Source organism: Psychrobacter sp. TWP2-1-2 (assembly GCF_049896785.1).
Classification (GTDB): Bacteria; Pseudomonadota; Gammaproteobacteria; order Pseudomonadales; family Moraxellaceae; genus Psychrobacter.
This window is the reverse complement of record NZ_JAFCVA010000007.1, coordinates 14083-29523: the sequence shown is the minus strand read 5'-3', so window position 1 is coordinate 29523 and position 15441 is coordinate 14083. Positions and strand designations below refer to the sequence as shown.

Annotated in this window: 12 protein-coding genes; 9 read left to right on the top strand and 3 right to left on the bottom strand. The window is 44.4% G+C overall.

Annotation, left to right across the window (positions count from 1 at the left end):
• Positions 1 to 2: 2 nt before the first annotated feature.
• The 3 genes from ACP7AE_RS08030 (at position 3) to ACP7AE_RS08020 (ending at position 3724) form a co-directional block, all read left to right on the top strand.
• Positions 3 to 1271 (top strand): putative DNA modification/repair radical SAM protein, encoded by a 1269-nt coding sequence (locus ACP7AE_RS08030; protein ID WP_426242382.1) that lies wholly within the window; start codon positions 3 to 5, stop codon positions 1269 to 1271.
• Between the two features lie 69 nt (positions 1272 to 1340).
• Complete coding sequence (locus tag ACP7AE_RS08025; protein WP_426242380.1) at positions 1341 to 2225, top strand: TIGR03915 family putative DNA repair protein; 885 nt, start codon at positions 1341 to 1343, stop codon at positions 2223 to 2225.
• Positions 2226 to 2374: 149 nt separating this feature from the next.
• A complete protein-coding gene (locus ACP7AE_RS08020; protein ID WP_227676403.1) occupies positions 2375 to 3724 on the top strand; it encodes a glycosyltransferase in 1350 nt (449 codons plus the stop codon).
• Between the two features lie 163 nt (positions 3725 to 3887).
• On the opposite strand, the gene ACP7AE_RS08015 is transcribed toward ACP7AE_RS08020, so the two are convergent.
• Both ACP7AE_RS08015 and ACP7AE_RS08010 read right to left on the bottom strand, forming a co-directional pair.
• On the bottom strand, positions 3888 to 4646 hold the full coding sequence (locus ACP7AE_RS08015; protein ID WP_201539884.1) for a cupin domain-containing protein: 759 nt from the start codon (positions 4644 to 4646) through the stop codon (positions 3888 to 3890).
• Positions 4621 to 5361, bottom strand: a complete 741-nt coding sequence (locus ACP7AE_RS08010; protein WP_426242377.1) for a gamma-glutamyl-gamma-aminobutyrate hydrolase family protein — start codon at positions 5359 to 5361, stop codon at positions 4621 to 4623. The genes ACP7AE_RS08015 and ACP7AE_RS08010 overlap by 26 nt, the downstream gene beginning before the upstream one ends.
• Before the next feature lie 455 nt (positions 5362 to 5816).
• On the opposite strand from ACP7AE_RS08010, the gene ACP7AE_RS08005 reads away from it, so the two are divergent.
• The 6 genes from ACP7AE_RS08005 (at position 5817) to ACP7AE_RS07980 (ending at position 13862) form a co-directional block, all read left to right on the top strand.
• Positions 5817 to 7160 (top strand): glutamine synthetase family protein, encoded by a 1344-nt coding sequence (locus tag ACP7AE_RS08005; RefSeq protein WP_426242375.1) that lies wholly within the window; start codon positions 5817 to 5819, stop codon positions 7158 to 7160.
• Position 7161: 1 nt separating this feature from the next.
• A complete protein-coding gene (locus tag ACP7AE_RS08000; protein WP_426242373.1) occupies positions 7162 to 8538 on the top strand; it encodes an NAD(P)/FAD-dependent oxidoreductase in 1377 nt (458 codons plus the stop codon).
• A gap of 203 nt (positions 8539 to 8741) precedes the next feature.
• Complete coding sequence (locus tag ACP7AE_RS07995) at positions 8742 to 10235, top strand: Na+/H+ antiporter NhaC family protein (RefSeq protein ID WP_426242371.1); 1494 nt, start codon at positions 8742 to 8744, stop codon at positions 10233 to 10235.
• 120 nt (positions 10236 to 10355) lie between these two features.
• Positions 10356 to 11225 carry an N-carbamoylputrescine amidase gene (gene aguB, locus ACP7AE_RS07990; RefSeq protein ID WP_426242369.1) on the top strand — a complete coding sequence of 290 codons (870 nt, stop codon included), beginning with the start codon at positions 10356 to 10358 and terminating at the stop codon, positions 11223 to 11225.
• Between the two features lie 52 nt (positions 11226 to 11277).
• Positions 11278 to 12405, top strand: coding sequence for an agmatine deiminase (gene aguA / locus ACP7AE_RS07985; protein WP_426242367.1), 1128 nt, complete (start codon positions 11278 to 11280; stop codon positions 12403 to 12405).
• An 83-nt stretch (positions 12406 to 12488) separates the two neighbouring features.
• Entirely contained in the window at positions 12489 to 13862 is a 1374-nt protein-coding gene (locus ACP7AE_RS07980) for an NAD-dependent succinate-semialdehyde dehydrogenase (RefSeq protein WP_426242365.1), read from the top strand.
• Between the two features lie 97 nt (positions 13863 to 13959).
• Here ACP7AE_RS07980 and ACP7AE_RS07975 read toward each other — a convergent pair whose 3' ends face one another.
• A complete protein-coding gene (locus ACP7AE_RS07975; protein WP_045445480.1) occupies positions 13960 to 15402 on the bottom strand; it encodes an APC family permease in 1443 nt (480 codons plus the stop codon).
• Positions 15403 to 15441 lie beyond the last annotated feature (39 nt).

Genomic DNA, 15441 nt, shown 5'->3' with positions numbered 1-15441 from the left:
TTATGGCAACCATCAATTACGAACGACTACAAGGCAAGCTCAATATTTTAGCGGACGCTGCTAAGTATGATGTTTCTTGCTCCTCCTCCGCTGGTACGCGCAAAAACCAAGGTGGTAGTCTTGGCGATGCCTCCGCTACTGGTATTTGCCACAGCTATACCGAAGATGGTCGCTGCGTCAGCTTGTTAAAAATCCTCTTAACCAATCACTGTATATACGATTGCGCTTATTGCACCTCACGCAAAAGCAATGACACGCCGCGCGCTGCTTTTAGCGTCGAGGAAGTGGTTGATTTAACCATGCAGTTTTATCGCCGTAACTATATCGAAGGGCTGTTTCTTAGCTCAGGTATTTTTAAAAGTGGCGATTATACGATGGAGCGACTGGTTGAGGTCGCTAAGATATTGCGGACACGTGAACGCTTTAATGGCTATATCCATTTAAAGACCATTCCCGGTGCATCAAAAGAACTGCTATTAGAAGCGGGATTATACGCTGATCGTCTCAGCGTTAATATTGAGATTCCGACCAAATCAGGTCTAGCACTGCTCGCCCCAGAAAAATCACATGATGAATTAAAAGCACCGATGGAAACGGTTAAAACTGAAATCATTACGATCAAAGAGAGCCGTAAAACCCATAAGAAAGCACCAAAATTTGTGCCAGCAGGTCAAACCAGTCAGATGATTGTTGGCGCGAGTAACGAGACTGACTTGCAAGTTATTCAGTTATCAAGTCATTTTTATAAACAGTACGATCTTAAGCGTGTCTACTATTCTGGCTATGTACCGATGTTGTCCGACAGTCGCCTGCCAGCTATTGGAACGCCAGTGCCGATGATACGTGAAAACCGTCTGTATCAAGCGGATTGGCTGATGCGTTTTTATGGTTTTGGCGCGCATGAAATCGTTGAACCTGACTCGCCATTTTTAGACTTAGACTGCGACCCAAAGCTTGCTTGGGCAATCCGCCACCGTGAGCATTTTCCGGTTAATATTCAAACCGCCACTTATGAGATGATTGTGCGTATACCCGGTATCGGCACCAAGACGGCTAAAAAAATAGTGAAGGCGCGCAAGTTTAATCAGTTGACGCTTTATCATCTGAAAAAGATGGGCGCGGCGGTCAATCGCGCCAAATACTTTATCGCGACGACGGGTAAGAACGAACATTTAGCGCATTTAACGCGTGATAACTTCCGGCAATATGTATTGGCACAGACGCAGACCAAGTATAAAGACCAGCGTAATGGGCAAATGGCTTTGTTTTAAGCATCAAGATTATTGATAAAGTGAGCCACCACTATTAGAGCAACTTGAGACAGCAAATTAGGATAAATAATGTCGCAGTCATTGTCAGAAATCGCTGAAACCCAACCTTATCATCTGGGGCAATTAACGCCCAATATTGTGCTTTATGAGCCAAGTTTTGAGGGTTGGCTGAGTGCGGTATTTTATGTCTATGCCAATAAACTGCAAAACGATGATTCTCTACAGTTAATCGCTCAAGACTGCTATGTACCTTCATTAATCGCACAAGCGACTAGCGTTACTACTGATGAAGACAATGCCGAACGCGTACTGACCAAGCTTCATAAGTTATTAGGTCGTTCAGGTATGCGCAATTTACTTTGGGGGTTTTTATCAGAGAAGGATGATATTGGTACGATTTTATTTCAAGTGGTCAAATATGCCATTGACTACCCTAGCCGCCATATTATGGAGGATTTGGGTAATCTCAATGTCTTAGAGCTGGTGCAAACTGTCAAATCGGTCGGTCGTGAGAAACATCGTATGGAAGCCTTTGTACGTTTTGAGCATACCACTGACGATATCTATTTTGCGCGAGTGGAGCCTGATTTTAATGTATTGCCTCTGATTGGCGAGCATTTTCGGCAGCGCTACCAAGACCAACACTGGGCGATTTATGATTTATCCCGTGGCTATGGCATTTATTATGATAAAAGCAAAAGTACGCCTAAACGCCCCGCTGCCCTACAAACCATCACTGATTTAGATGATACCGTGCTGCGCAATCCTGCCAGCATTCATAGCGAGGATGAGCAGCGCTATCAAAAATTTTGGCAAGGTTACTTTACTAACGTCAACATCAAAGAGCGTAAAAACCCACGTTTGCATAAGCAATACTTGCCGCAGCGCTATTGGAAATACTTAAGCGAAAAGCAAGTACTGCCCAATGCTGAGCATTTACAGAAACGTCGCTAATGACTTTTATCCTTCGATTCAAGCCTTTATGCGTATCTCCCTTAGAAACTCGACCATATAACCTTATCTTTTTATCTTGATGGTTGAGTTTTGGCGGCTTTTAACTGACAATAGCCACTTGTTATTATCAACTGGTCACCAATGCCATTATGAAAGTTATGCGCTTATTATCATCTTTAAAGCATGATGAATCCGAGCGCGGTATTTTTCATCTTGGGCGCGCATTGGTCAAAAATGGCCATACCTCCATCATCGTCTCTAGCGCCGACGAAGATAATGATCTGGTCAAACGCCTCAAGCGTGATGGCAATAACTATCATCAGCTATATATGAATAAAAAGTCTTGGCTATCGTTACTACAAGTCACGGCGCTGCGGCGTTTGATTGAAGAGTACGATCCTGACGTGATCCATGTGCACTCACGCACACCTGCATGGATACTGCATTTGGCATTGCGCCGCGCCCGCGTCAAGCGGATACCAAAGCTAGTGTCAACCATGTATGGTTTTTATCCGATCAATAAGTACTCTCAAGCCTTACTCGATGTCGATACCATCATTACCGTCTCCGATAGTGTGACCAATTATCTAAAAAAAGGCCTGCGCCGAGAAGATGCAGACCCTAAAGTCATCAAACGCATCTACCGTGGTATCGATACGCGCCGCTATCCTTATCGTCATAATCCATCTGTTTATTGGTTACGGCATACTTTTGCTGAATATCCTGAGCTTGAGCATAAAAAATGGCTGGTATTTCCAACCATTATTGGCAACGAATATGGTCAGGAATGGCTGATTGATATTTTGGGCAACTTGCAAGAGCAGTTCCCTAACATCCACGTCATTATCATGGATGATGATTATAGAGATGGTGATGTCGCGCACGAAGATTTCCGCCAACGCACCAATACATTAGGGTTGGCTGATCGAATTACTTATGTAGGTAGCAAACGTAATGACATGCGTGAATGGCTCTCAGCCGCCAATATCGTCATGGCGCTTGCTAATGAGCCTGAATCAATCGGCATCAACGCCTTACAAGCGATTCATTTAGGTACGCCCGTTATTGGTTGGGATCAGGCCGCATTTAGTGAGATTTTACAACCGCTATATCCTCAAGGGCTGGTCAAAAAATACAATGCCAATGCGCTATGTAAAGCCGTGAGAAATCAATTAGAAAGCATCACACGGCCTGAAATGACCAATAAATTCACCATGCGTGAGATGATTGAAGAAACCCTTGCTGTCTATCAAGGTTTATACGACGACTCGCTCGCAGAGGAACAAGCTGCAAGCGATGCCGCTGCTGTTAAAAGAATTAACAAGACGCTAAAAAAATCCTCTAAACCCACTAGTAAGAAGCCTGAGTCTGCTTATGTCGCGCTTGCACCAGCCGATAAACAAACCAAAGTAAAGCTTATCAAAGAAAAACCTAAAGCGATGAACCCATCAAATCCGCTTACTGACTCAGAAACGCTTCAAAATCATAAAGACCCGTAAGCCTACCACTTTATTACTTAGGCTAATATCTAACAGCTTGCTGGGGCATGTTTTCACAATGAATTATTTCATACAAAAAAACGCGGCTTCTATTTTTAGAAGCCGCGCGGGAAATCACTATGGCTATTTAAACATCAACTTAAATGGCTATTAAAATGCTCACCTAATAAGTCGTCGGGGTGTGCGCACTAACAATGCGAGTCACGCCATCAGTAGGGTTGATAAAAGTATGCGGGCGAATGGTATCAATCACGTAGCTATCCCCTTGGTTTAATAGATACGTCGTCTCATCGATACGGATAAGAATCTTGCCTTCAATAACGGTGCCAATCTCTTCACCTTCGTGGGCGATTTTTTCTTCCGTTGAGCTGTTCGGTTGATACACCTCAATCAAAAAACCCAAATTCTTGGTGGTACTACAGTTATATACCTGTCTTAGCGACACTCTGCTACTCGGTTCGCTCAACTCCAACAAATCCTTTGGCGTTACCACGACTCTCGCCTTTGGTTCCTTCCATTCATCACTAAAAAACGTGGTTAAATCAGAACCCAATACCGCCAAAATTGCCTTTAGCGTATTCACTGCTGGACTGACTTTATTGCGCTCAATGGAGCTGATAGAAGTATTGGTTAATCCCGACAATTTCGCAAGCTTACGTTGCGAGTAGCCCTTTGCGAGGCGCAGCTGATTGATCTTTTTACCGATATCCTCTTCTGGCGACTCGTCATTTTCGGTTGACATCGCTGTCTCAGAGTCTGTCAGCTCATCTTCATCATCACCACTGGTGTCGTCATCTTTATCGATATCAGCCGCCTTATCGCTGGCGACATCAGCGTCAATGCTGCTATTAATATCAATGTCAGTGCTGGCATTGTCTACATTGCCTTCAGTAGTGCTATTCAGTTTGGGTTTTGCTGGCATAGTGAATGAATTCCGTGAATAGAAATTTGGACAAGTCGTCTTGTGCATAATTTAACTCAGGATGCCATTGTACACCAATCATAAATGGATGTTGCAACAAGCTGATAGCTTCGACCAAACCATCAGGCGCTAGAGCCTCAACCAATAAACGCGCGCCTACTTTATTGATTGCTTGTTTATGTAGCGAGTTAACGTGCCATTTTTCACCAAACGCCGCCAGTCGACCCGCAGGTTGGATAATCACGTCATGAACTGGCTGATACTGCACTTCAAGTGGCTGAGTATTGTCCTCTAAATGTGGCTCATAAAACCCCTCTACTTCCCGCCAATCAGGATGTAGCGTGCCACCAAAATGCACATTCATCTCTTGCAAACCTCGGCAAACCGCCAATAGCGGAGTGCCAGTCTTGTCTGCATAATCCAACAATTTAAAGCTCAGCTCATCACGACCCAAGTCTTGTTTCGCTTCGATATGCGTCGCGCCATAACGCGTTGGTGCCACGTTACTATAACTGCCCGTTAACAAAATCCCATCTGCGATATTCAGTAGCGCCTCAAAGTTTTCGCTATCGGCAGCAGTGTTTGGCAGCAGTATGGGATTGCCACCATAAAAATTCACGGCATCGATATATTTTTGATACACCGCTTGTGCTGGCTGCCCATCAACCATCTTATGACAAGAAACAATAGCAATAATAGGTCTAGAATTTTTCATACCGTCTTCCCTAGTTATAACAAATAGACCTCATCGTCTATATTGCTCAATCCTTTATTTAGCTAAAATTTAACACAGCACCCCATAAAATGTAAACTATAAATTTCAATATTGCCGATATTAATAATAAAATTGGAAAAATGTATTAATTTAAGATAATTTTAAATAAAAATTAACAACTATATTTTTCACACATATATTGGAAGTCATCAGCGAGACATTAAACAAGGGTTGACGTTTATATCTCGATGTTAAGGGCTAAGAACAGCGAAATCTAAAGAATTCATATTATTAATAAAATCTGTTTTGAGAAACATAAAGACTGTTTAAATAAGAGGTAATCAATCGCTGTTTTACCAAGTATTGGTCAGAAATATCACTAAAAGACGATGCGCCAGCAGTATCCGTATTGACAATAATCCCAGTAATTCTAAAAATTCATAGGAAGAATAGACATGACGACAACCAATGGAATGGTCGAATCTGCAAACAACACAGAATACGTTTATGTTGCGGCAGGTGATATTAATGGCTTACTTCGTGGTAAGCGCATCCCTTTCAATCAAATGGAAAAAGCAGAAAACGGTGCGATACGATTGCCTTTATCTATCTTAGGCGTTGATATTTGGGGTGCTGATGTCATCGAGTCTTCTCAATGTAATGGCGATATAGATGCCATTGCCCGTCCTACGGGTCGTGCCGCCTATCCACTTCTCAATACCAGTGCGCCTTCATCGCTATTGCCCGTTTGGCTTTATACAGAAAATAACGAGCCTTATTACGGTGATGCCAGACACGTTTTGGATTACATCAGCAAAAAATTCAAAGCGCTTGGTTTGACTCCAGTGATGGCCACTGAGCTGGAATTTTATTTGGTTGACTATACTGAAGGCGAAACCCCAAGACCACCTATCCGCCCCAAAAGCGGGCTAAGACTGAATAAAACCTCAATTTTGAGTATCAATGATCTATTACAATTCGATGAATTTTTAGACGAAGTTTATGCACAGTGCAAAAAGCTCGATATCCCAGCAGATGCCGCGTTGGCAGAGAATGGCTGTGGTCAGTTTGAAATTAATTTATTACACGTAGACGATCCACTAAAAGCCGCGGACGATGCGATTTTGTTCAAACAGGTCGTCAAGGCCGTCGCTGCTCGCCGTAAACTCACTGCGACATTCATGGCAAAACCTTTTGGTCTACAGTCGGGGAATGGTTTTCATGTGCATTGCAGCTTATTAGATGAAGACGGCAATAATGTCTTTGATGATGGGTCAGATGAAGGCTCAGATATCTTGCGCCATGCAGTCGCTGGATTGTTAAAGACCATGTCAGATTGCACGTTGTTATTTGCCCCACATGTGAATTCTTATCGCCGCTTTACACCCGGTACACTAGCGCCAAACAATGTGTCATGGGGTTATGAAAACCGCACGGCGGCAGTACGTATCCCTGGTGGTGACTCAAAAGCACGGCGTATCGAGCACCGTGTCTCTGGGGCAGATGCCAATCCTTATCTGGTCTGTAGTGCGGTACTGGCAGGTATGCTCTATGGCATCGAAAACAAGCTGAAAGCGCCAGAACCTATCAATAGCATTACTTATGACGAAGCAGAACTTAAGACCTTGCCACTTGACTGGCTGTCCGCCATCCGCAAATTTGAAAGCAGTGATGTGATTGATTCGCTGTTCCCAAGCGAGATGATTGAGCTGTTGATCGCAGTCAAAAAGCAAGAAGCCAAACGCTTTGCTCAGCAAGTGACCAACCTTGAATACCTCACCTATTTACAGGATGTTTGATATGTCAAATAGCAACTCAAGTAGCAATTTAAACGGCAACACAGTAACGAATCAAAACCTATCTTCGAATAACACGCGCAATATCCCGCATTATTCAGACAAAGGGCAATATCCTGATAGCTATTATGCAGCCAGCCGTAATCCTAAGCCGGATAGACCAACGCTAAAAAATGACATCCAAGTGGAAATATGTGTGGTTGGCGGCGGCTATAGTGGTTTATCCACTGCCCTGCATCTCATTGAAACCGATCATGAAGTCGTGGTTTTAGAAGGCGCGCAAATTGGTTGGGGCGCATCAGGTCGTAATGGCGGTCAAATTGTCAATGGTCTAAATGCCAGCCTACAAAAAATTAAAAAGTCTTATGGTCAAGAAAATGCAAACTTCGTCGGTCAACTCGTGACCCGCGGTGGCAAAATCATTCGTCGTTTTGTTAGAGACTACGGTATCAGCTGTGATCTCAAAGAAAAAAACATCTTTGCGGCATTAAATAATGGTCAGCTAAAAGATTTACAAGAAACGCATGCACTGTGGGAAAGCCATGGTATGCATGATAGAGAGATGCTCGATAAGCGCGGTATCCAAGAGCATATAAAATCAGATGCTTATGTGGGCGGGGTCATCGATCACTCTGGTGGACACTTCCATCCATTGAATCTTGCCCTAGGTGAAGCAGCGGCCATTGAGCAAGGCGGCGGCACCATTTATGAAAACACCTTAGTGGTTGATATTGAGTATGCTGACGATGCTATCAAAGTCATCAGCGAGTTTGGCACCGTGACTTGTAAACAAGCGGTGCTATGCGGCAATGCCTATCTCAATAAAGTGATCCCTAAACTGACTGACCGTGTCATGCCGGTATCGACGCAAATTATCGCCACCGAGCCGCTGGGTGATCTAGCAGACCAGTTACTGCCAACCGATGTTTGTGTCGAAGATGTCCGCTATATTCTTGATTACTATCGCCTCTCAGCAGACAAGCGCATGTTATTTGGCGGTGGTACAGTCTACGGTGGTCAAGACCCAGCTGACATCACAGCTAAAATTAGACCAAACATGACTAAGATTTTTCCAGAGTTACGTGATGTCAAAATTGACTATGCGTGGAGTGGGAACTTTGCGTTGTCTTTTTCTCGCGTACCACAAATGGGCAAACTACATGAGCGAGTATATTTCGCCCATGGTTATAGTGGTCATGGCGTGACAGGCTCGCATCTATTTGGACAAATATTAGCCGATGCCATCAATGGTAAAACCAAAGAGTTCGATGCTTTTGCACAAATTCCTTGGATTCCATTCCCAGGTGGTCGAGCGCTGCGAGTCCCTTACTCTGTCATGGGCTCATGGTGGTATGCGCTAAAAGAAACCACTGGCATGTAAACGCATAAAAACTTTGAATAATAAACATTTAATAAAGTATTTTTATTTTAAAAGCGGTCGTTACAGTGACCTATCATAGCAACGGATTGTTGTGATAGGGCGCGATAGACAGTTGATTCGCTACTGTCCTACTGTCTGTCGCGCGTCAACCATAGAATAGAGCTTGTTTAAAAAAACAATGAGGTTTTACAGGGAGCGTAAATATGAACATGAAGCTCAATGATGCGGTCGAAGGACAGTATCATAATAAGCGAGTATTTCTTACCGTCATAGTAGCCGTCGTCATCTATCTGGCTTTTGCTTGGCTATCTACCAACCGTGCCCCAGACCAATCTTGGGGCGCCTTATCTTTACTACCAACCTTATTAGTATTAGTCACTGCTATTGTCTCTAGGCGACCATTCGAATCCATGATCGCAGGCTGTGTCGCTGGCCTCGTGATGCTCAATCCTTTTGATTTGGTCTCCCCTTTTGCAGACAACATGTCGATGGTGCTGGGTAATGAGACCATTATTTGGATTGTTCTTGTCTGTGGTCTAATGGGTGGTCTTATTCAACTGCTGGAGATTAGTGGGTGTCTAGATGGCTTTAGTGAATGGCTACAAAAAATCATTAAGTCGCGCCGTCAGTCATTATTGGCTACCTTTGCTTTGGGCGTCGTAGTTTTTATCGATGATTATTTAAACTGTCTAGCCGTATCTACCTCCGTCAAAAAACTCACTGACGTCTATAACGTTTCTCGTGAGAAGCTCGCTTATATCGTCGATTCAACCGCCGCACCGATGTGTATTATCGTGCCTATTTCTACTTGGGCGGTCTACTTTGCCGGTCTTTTAGAAGAAAACGGTGTGGCTGGCGATGGCGAAGGTATTGGGCTTTATATCAGCGCGATTCCTTATATGGCATATGCTTGGTTTGCACTTTTGATTGTATTCTTGGTCGCCTATGGCATTTTGGGTGACTGGGGACCGATGAAAAAAGCCGAGGCACGCGCCAAAGCGGGTAATCCTGTTCCTGAAGCCTTTGTCGAAGAGCAACTGATCTCAAACGTCCAAGCCAAGCGTAAGCTGTCGTTCAAAGCCAATATCGCAAACTTTGCTTTCCCAATGATTTTGTTAATTGTCTCGACGGTCTACTTCGAAATCGATCTATTACGCGGTGCATTATTGACCTGTTTTGTGACCGTCGTTGTCTATTGGATGCAAGGCATTTTAAGTTTTGAGACGCAAGTTGAAGCCATCTTTAAAGGCTTTAAAGTCATGCTTTATCCGCTCTCAACCGTCATCGGCGGTTTTTTCTTAAAAGCCATTAATGATGAACTTGGTATGACCTCATATGTGATTGAAGCTATCACGCCTTATATGACCATTATTATTTTCCCTGCCGTCATTTTTGCCGTCATGGCTTTTTTAACTTTTGCCACATCATCAAGCTGGGGGCTGTATGTCCTTGCCATGCCGATTGTCTTTCCAATCTCTATTGCACTAGGCGTTAGCACTCCCCTTATGATTGGCGCATTGTTATCAGCATCATCATTTGGTAGTCATGCTTGCTTCTTTAGTGATTCGTCGCTACTTGCCGCGCAAGGTGCTGGCTGCTCCCCTATGCAGCATGCCTTTACCCAGTTCCCCTATGCCATGCTCGGCGCGGGTTTATCCGTCGTCACCTTCTTAGGATTGGGTTATATGATGGCTTAAGCCAACCTTAGCGCTATTATTGTAATCATTGACTAACGGACAATGAGAGATTGTTCGTTAGTCAATAAAAACAGCCCTTTTATGTGGTACTCACTAATAAATACGACAAGGATTTAGACCATGCGAAATGTTACCGTTGCTACGACTCAAATGGCATGTAGTTGGGATATACAACAAAATATTGCCACTGCTACTGACTTGGTCACCAAAGCCGCCAACGCTGGTGCCAATATCATTTTGCTACAAGAGTTGTTTGAAACGCCTTACTTCTGCCAAGTTCATGACTTTGATTACTTTACCCTTGCGACCGCAGTTGAGGATAATGCAGCCATCAATCACTTCAAACAGTTGGCTAAAGACTTAGAGGTAGTATTGCCTATTAGCTTTTATGAAAAATCAGGCAATACCTTTTTTAATAGCGTGACCGTGATTGATGCCGATGGCGAGATACTCGGCACTTATCGTAAAACTCATATACCAGATGGCATTCCTTATGCCGAAAAATTCTACTTTACCCCTGGCGATACTGGATTCAAGGTTTGGCAAACCAAGTATGCCAAAATCGGTGTCGGTATTTGCTGGGATCAATGGTTCCCTGAATGCGCTCGTAGCATGGCATTGATGGGTGCAGAAATACTGTTTTATCCGACTGCGATTGGTGATGAGCCAACATTGGACATCGACTCAAAAGGTCATTGGCTGCGCTGTATGCAAGGTCATGCTGCTGCTAATCTCATGCCAGTCGTAGCAGCCAATCGTATTGGCACTGAGACAATTACTCAAAACGGAAACGATAGCGTCATGGCGTTCTATGGTAGCTCGTTTATTACTGATGGCCGCGGTGAGATCATCCAAGAAGCATCTAAAGATAAAGAACAGATACTTAGTACGACTTTTGACTTAGAACAACTGGCTATCGAACGTCAGCAATGGGGCGTTTTCCGTGATCGTCGTCCATCGATGTATGGCACGTTGCTGACTCATGGATAAAGTTTGTTAACAAGCAAGCTCACTCGCGCTATCGTCAAATAAGGTGCTCTATATGTCATTATTACCGAACCAATCAATCACTGGCTCAACACCACAACAAGACGGCTTTTACATGCCAGCAGAATTTGAGCCGATACAAAAAATATGGATGGTATGGCCTTACCGTGCTGATAACTGGCGACAGCAAGCCGCTCCTGCTCAGAAATCTTATGCTGATGTTGCATTGGCAATCAACAGATTTTGTGAGGTTGGCGTACTGGTCAATCCTGATAATTATCAATCATGCCGCGATAGTCTACCTGCTGACATCGACGTCATATCCGTGCCCAGCAACGATGCTTGGGCGCGTGATACTGTCCCGACATTTTTAATCAATGATAAAGGCGAGCTACGCGCTTGTGATTGGACATTCAATGCATGGGGCGGCGACTATGACGGACTATACTCGCCATGGGATGACGATGATAAGCTGGCTGAACGCTTATGTGACCATCTAGATATCAAACGCTATCGAACGGATGACTTTGTGATGGAAGGCGGTGCATTTCATGTCGATGGTGAAGGCACCGTTCTGACCACACGTATGTGTTTGCTCAGTCCTGGACGTAACCCACACCTAACCGAAGATCAAATTGAAGACAAGTTAAAAGCCTATCTCAATGTGCAAAAAGTACTGTGGATTGATGACGGTATCGATCCTGACGAAACCACTGGTCATATTGATGATATTGCCTGCTTTGCGCGCCCTGGTGAAGTGGTTTGTTTATACACTGATGATTCTGAGCATCCATTTTATAAAGCAACACAAAAAGCCTATGAGCAGCTCTCAAATATGACCGATGCCAAAGGTCGCCGCCTAAAAGTCCATAAGCTTTGCTGTACCAAGCAACCTATTACTTTACCTGAGAACTATGATATTGAGCAGTCTGATGATGCCAAGGCGCGTCAGACTGGTGATGTTTGTATCGCTTCGTATGCCAATTTTTTAATTTGTAATGAGGCTATCATCGTACCGCAATATGATGATGAAAATGATTCATTAGCCATCGAGCAGCTTGAAAAAGTATTTCCTCAGCATCAAGTAGTGGGAGTACGCACAAAGGAGATTGTCTTTGGCGGTGGTAATATTCACTGTGTTACTCAGCAGCAGCCAAAATCATCAATTAAAAGCATTAACTAAAATCATCAATTAAAAGCACGCGCATAAAAATATAGACCCAAATGGATTTTGAACCCAATAATATTTTAAAAAAGGACATAGCTATGAGCGATTATCAAGTTAATAACCCAGCCACTGGCGAAGTAGAAGCCACCTACCTTACGTCAACTGAGCAGGACATCCAGAACGCTATTGCACAAGCCGCTACTGCTTATCAAGATTGGCGTCAGGTTTCATTGGATGAGCGCAGTGCCATACTTCGTAAAATTGCCGATATCTATCTTGAACGTCAAGATGAGCTGGCTCGCATCGTTGCCAATGAGATGGGCAAGCCCGTTGCACAAGCAAAAGGTGAAATCGGTCTAGTTGCCGATATCTATCGCTACTATGCAGACAACGCTGAGCAGCTACTAGCACCTAGTACCATTGATGTTGATTCAGGGTCAGCTTCGGTAGAAAAACGTCCTGTGGGCGCTCTATTAGGTATCATGCCGTGGAACTACCCGCACTATCAAGTGGCACGTTTTGTCGCGCCAAACTTTATGGCAGGCAATACCGTTATTCTAAAGCATGCGCCGCAATGTCCTAAGACTGCAGAAGCCATCGCTGATATCCTAAAAGATGCCGGCTTACCAGAGGGTGTTTATAACAATGTGTTTGCCACCAATGAGCAAGCGGCAACAATCATCGAAGACAGCCGCGTACAAGGCGTTTCGCTAACAGGCTCTGAGCGAGCTGGGCAAGCGGTTGCTAAAATAGCAGGCGGCGCGCTGAAAAAAGTCGTGCTAGAGCTTGGCGGTTCAGACGCCTTTATCGTTGCAGCTGATGCGGATATCGAACAAGCTATAAAAGGGGCTATTTCTGGTCGTTTTGGCAATACAGGACAAGCGTGTAATGCTGCCAAACGCCTTATCGTCGTCGAATCTGTTTATGATAAATTCGTTGAAGGGTTTACTAATGCCGTAAGCAATATGACACTTGCTGATCCACTTGATGAAGGTACTTTCATTGGTCCAATGTCTTCAAAGGCAGCCGCATTTAACTTGCAAGAACAGCTCGATAGCGCCATTCAAGCAGGCGCGACCGTATTGGTCGAAGGCGGCATGGTGAAAGACAGGCCGGGTGCGTGGTTTAAGCCTGCGGTACTAACAGATGTAACTGAGTCTATGGATGTTTATCGTGAGGAGCTATTTGGTCCTGTGGCGGTCGTCTATAAAGCTTGTGATATCGATCATGCCATCAAAATAGCTAATGATGTGCCTTTCGGACTTGGTGCTTCTATCCAAACACAAGATGCTGCGCTAGCCGCTGAGATTGCTGAGCAATTAGAAGTCGGTATGGTCACTATCAATGCGCCTTCTGGTAGCGAAGCCAATACCCCGTTTGGCGGCGTCAAACGCTCAGGATTTGGTCGCGAGCTTGGCACCCTTGGTATCACTGAGTTTTTAAATTATAAATTGATTCGTGATAAGTCGTAATCGATAGAGTCATTTTTAGAAAAATAAAAAGCCTAACATTGACTGTTAGGCTTTTTTTTGAAAGTTGATGTTATTAACAAATAACCCATCGAAAAAACTATTGCTTAGGTGGATTGTCTTTTAACCACAACTGATTGACGATTTTTAATTCACGTAGCTCTTCTGCCATAATTGACTCGCTAATACCTGGATACTTCACCCTTGCATAGCCATATAACGCAATGCCTAAGACCGTCCAACCAAAGAAAATCCACCACTCGATAGGGGTTAGTGCGGATGGCATACCTGGCATATACAGCATGAGTATTCCAAAACTTAGCGCAATTGTGACCATACCAACGAGCTTACCTGCTGGTATTCTAAATGGGCGTACCATATCAGGCTCGCGGTAGCGGAGTACTAAGAATGAGATAGCGACACAGGTATAAGCAATAACGATACCAAAACCACCAGCATCGACAATCCACACCAGCATTTTACGACCAAACAAGGGTGCTAGTGTCGCCAAACCACCGATCAATAAAATGGCATTCGACGGCGTCTTATACTTTGGATGCAGCTTGCTTAAAAATGCGGGCAACATACGTGCTTTTGACATGGCATAAAGTAGGCGGCTACCACCAATCAAGAAGGCATTCCAACTTGATAAAATACCAAGCACACCGCCAATGACTAATAAAATACCTGCCCACTTACCATGCCAAGCATTGGTCATCGCATCCGCAGTGGCGAGCGTTGAGTTTTCGGCTTGTAAGAGTGGCAAGGTCGTGCCAACACTCCAAGCGATACCCACGTACCACATTACCGCAACGACAATCGATAAAATCAAAAATTTACCAATATTAGGACGAGTCAGATCAATTTCTTCTGCCGCTTGCGGAATAACGTCAAAGCCGACAAACATAAACGGCACCATGACAATAACGGCCATCATACCGCCAATACCACCGATGAATGCAGGCGCTTGTACTGAGTTTGAGCCTTCAGGATTGAACATGACTGCGCCAATGAACAGCAACGTACCCACAAATAAGATGCCCAATACGGCCGTCTTTTGGAACCACGCACTGACTTCCATACCGCGGATATTTAGCCAAGTGACGATGACTGAGCCCAGCATCCCGACGCCCACCCAAGTGGCATAAACATCCCAACCAGCGATGGTCCAGAGATATCCTTGATTGTAATTGGGGATAAAATACTCTACGACTGTCGGCAAGGCAACCGCCTCAAACGCGACCACCGAAAAATACCCAAATAGAATACTCCATGAGCAGATAAAGGAGACATTTACCCCCAGTGCTCTATGCGTATAGGTATGCTCACCGCCCGTAATCGGCATCGATGCGGCAAGCTCGGCATAAGTCACACCAATCAGTATCACTGCCAAACCGCCTATCAAGAACGCCAGCATTGCGCCCCACGTCCCCGCAGATAAAATCCAACCACCAGCCAAGACTACCCAGCCCCAACCAACCATAGCACCGAATGCTAAGGCGATAATATCTAGCGTCCCTAACGATTTTTTTAATTCAGACATAACCTGCTCCTTGTCTGTGTGTCATCCGTGTTAACCCTT

Excerpts from the sequence above, each read along its gene's own strand:
- ACP7AE_RS08030 (WP_426242382.1), top strand. The coding sequence starts at position 3 with ATGGCAACCATCAATTACGAACGACTACAAGGCAAGCTCAATATTTTA.
- ACP7AE_RS08025 (WP_426242380.1), top strand. The coding sequence starts at position 1,341 with ATGTCGCAGTCATTGTCAGAAATCGCTGAAACCCAACCTTATCATCTG.
- ACP7AE_RS08020 (WP_227676403.1), top strand. The coding sequence starts at position 2,375 with ATGAAAGTTATGCGCTTATTATCATCTTTAAAGCATGATGAATCCGAG.
- ACP7AE_RS08015 (WP_201539884.1), bottom strand. The coding sequence starts at position 4,646 with ATGCCAGCAAAACCCAAACTGAATAGCACTACTGAAGGCAATGTAGAC.
- ACP7AE_RS08010 (WP_426242377.1), bottom strand. The coding sequence starts at position 5,361 with ATGAAAAATTCTAGACCTATTATTGCTATTGTTTCTTGTCATAAGATG.
- ACP7AE_RS08005 (WP_426242375.1), top strand. The coding sequence starts at position 5,817 with ATGACGACAACCAATGGAATGGTCGAATCTGCAAACAACACAGAATAC.
- ACP7AE_RS08000 (WP_426242373.1), top strand. The coding sequence starts at position 7,162 with ATGTCAAATAGCAACTCAAGTAGCAATTTAAACGGCAACACAGTAACG.
- ACP7AE_RS07995 (WP_426242371.1), top strand. The coding sequence starts at position 8,742 with ATGAACATGAAGCTCAATGATGCGGTCGAAGGACAGTATCATAATAAG.
- aguB (WP_426242369.1), top strand. The coding sequence starts at position 10,356 with ATGCGAAATGTTACCGTTGCTACGACTCAAATGGCATGTAGTTGGGAT.
- aguA (WP_426242367.1), top strand. The coding sequence starts at position 11,278 with ATGTCATTATTACCGAACCAATCAATCACTGGCTCAACACCACAACAA.
- ACP7AE_RS07980 (WP_426242365.1), top strand. The coding sequence starts at position 12,489 with ATGAGCGATTATCAAGTTAATAACCCAGCCACTGGCGAAGTAGAAGCC.
- ACP7AE_RS07975 (WP_045445480.1), bottom strand. The coding sequence starts at position 15,402 with ATGTCTGAATTAAAAAAATCGTTAGGGACGCTAGATATTATCGCCTTA.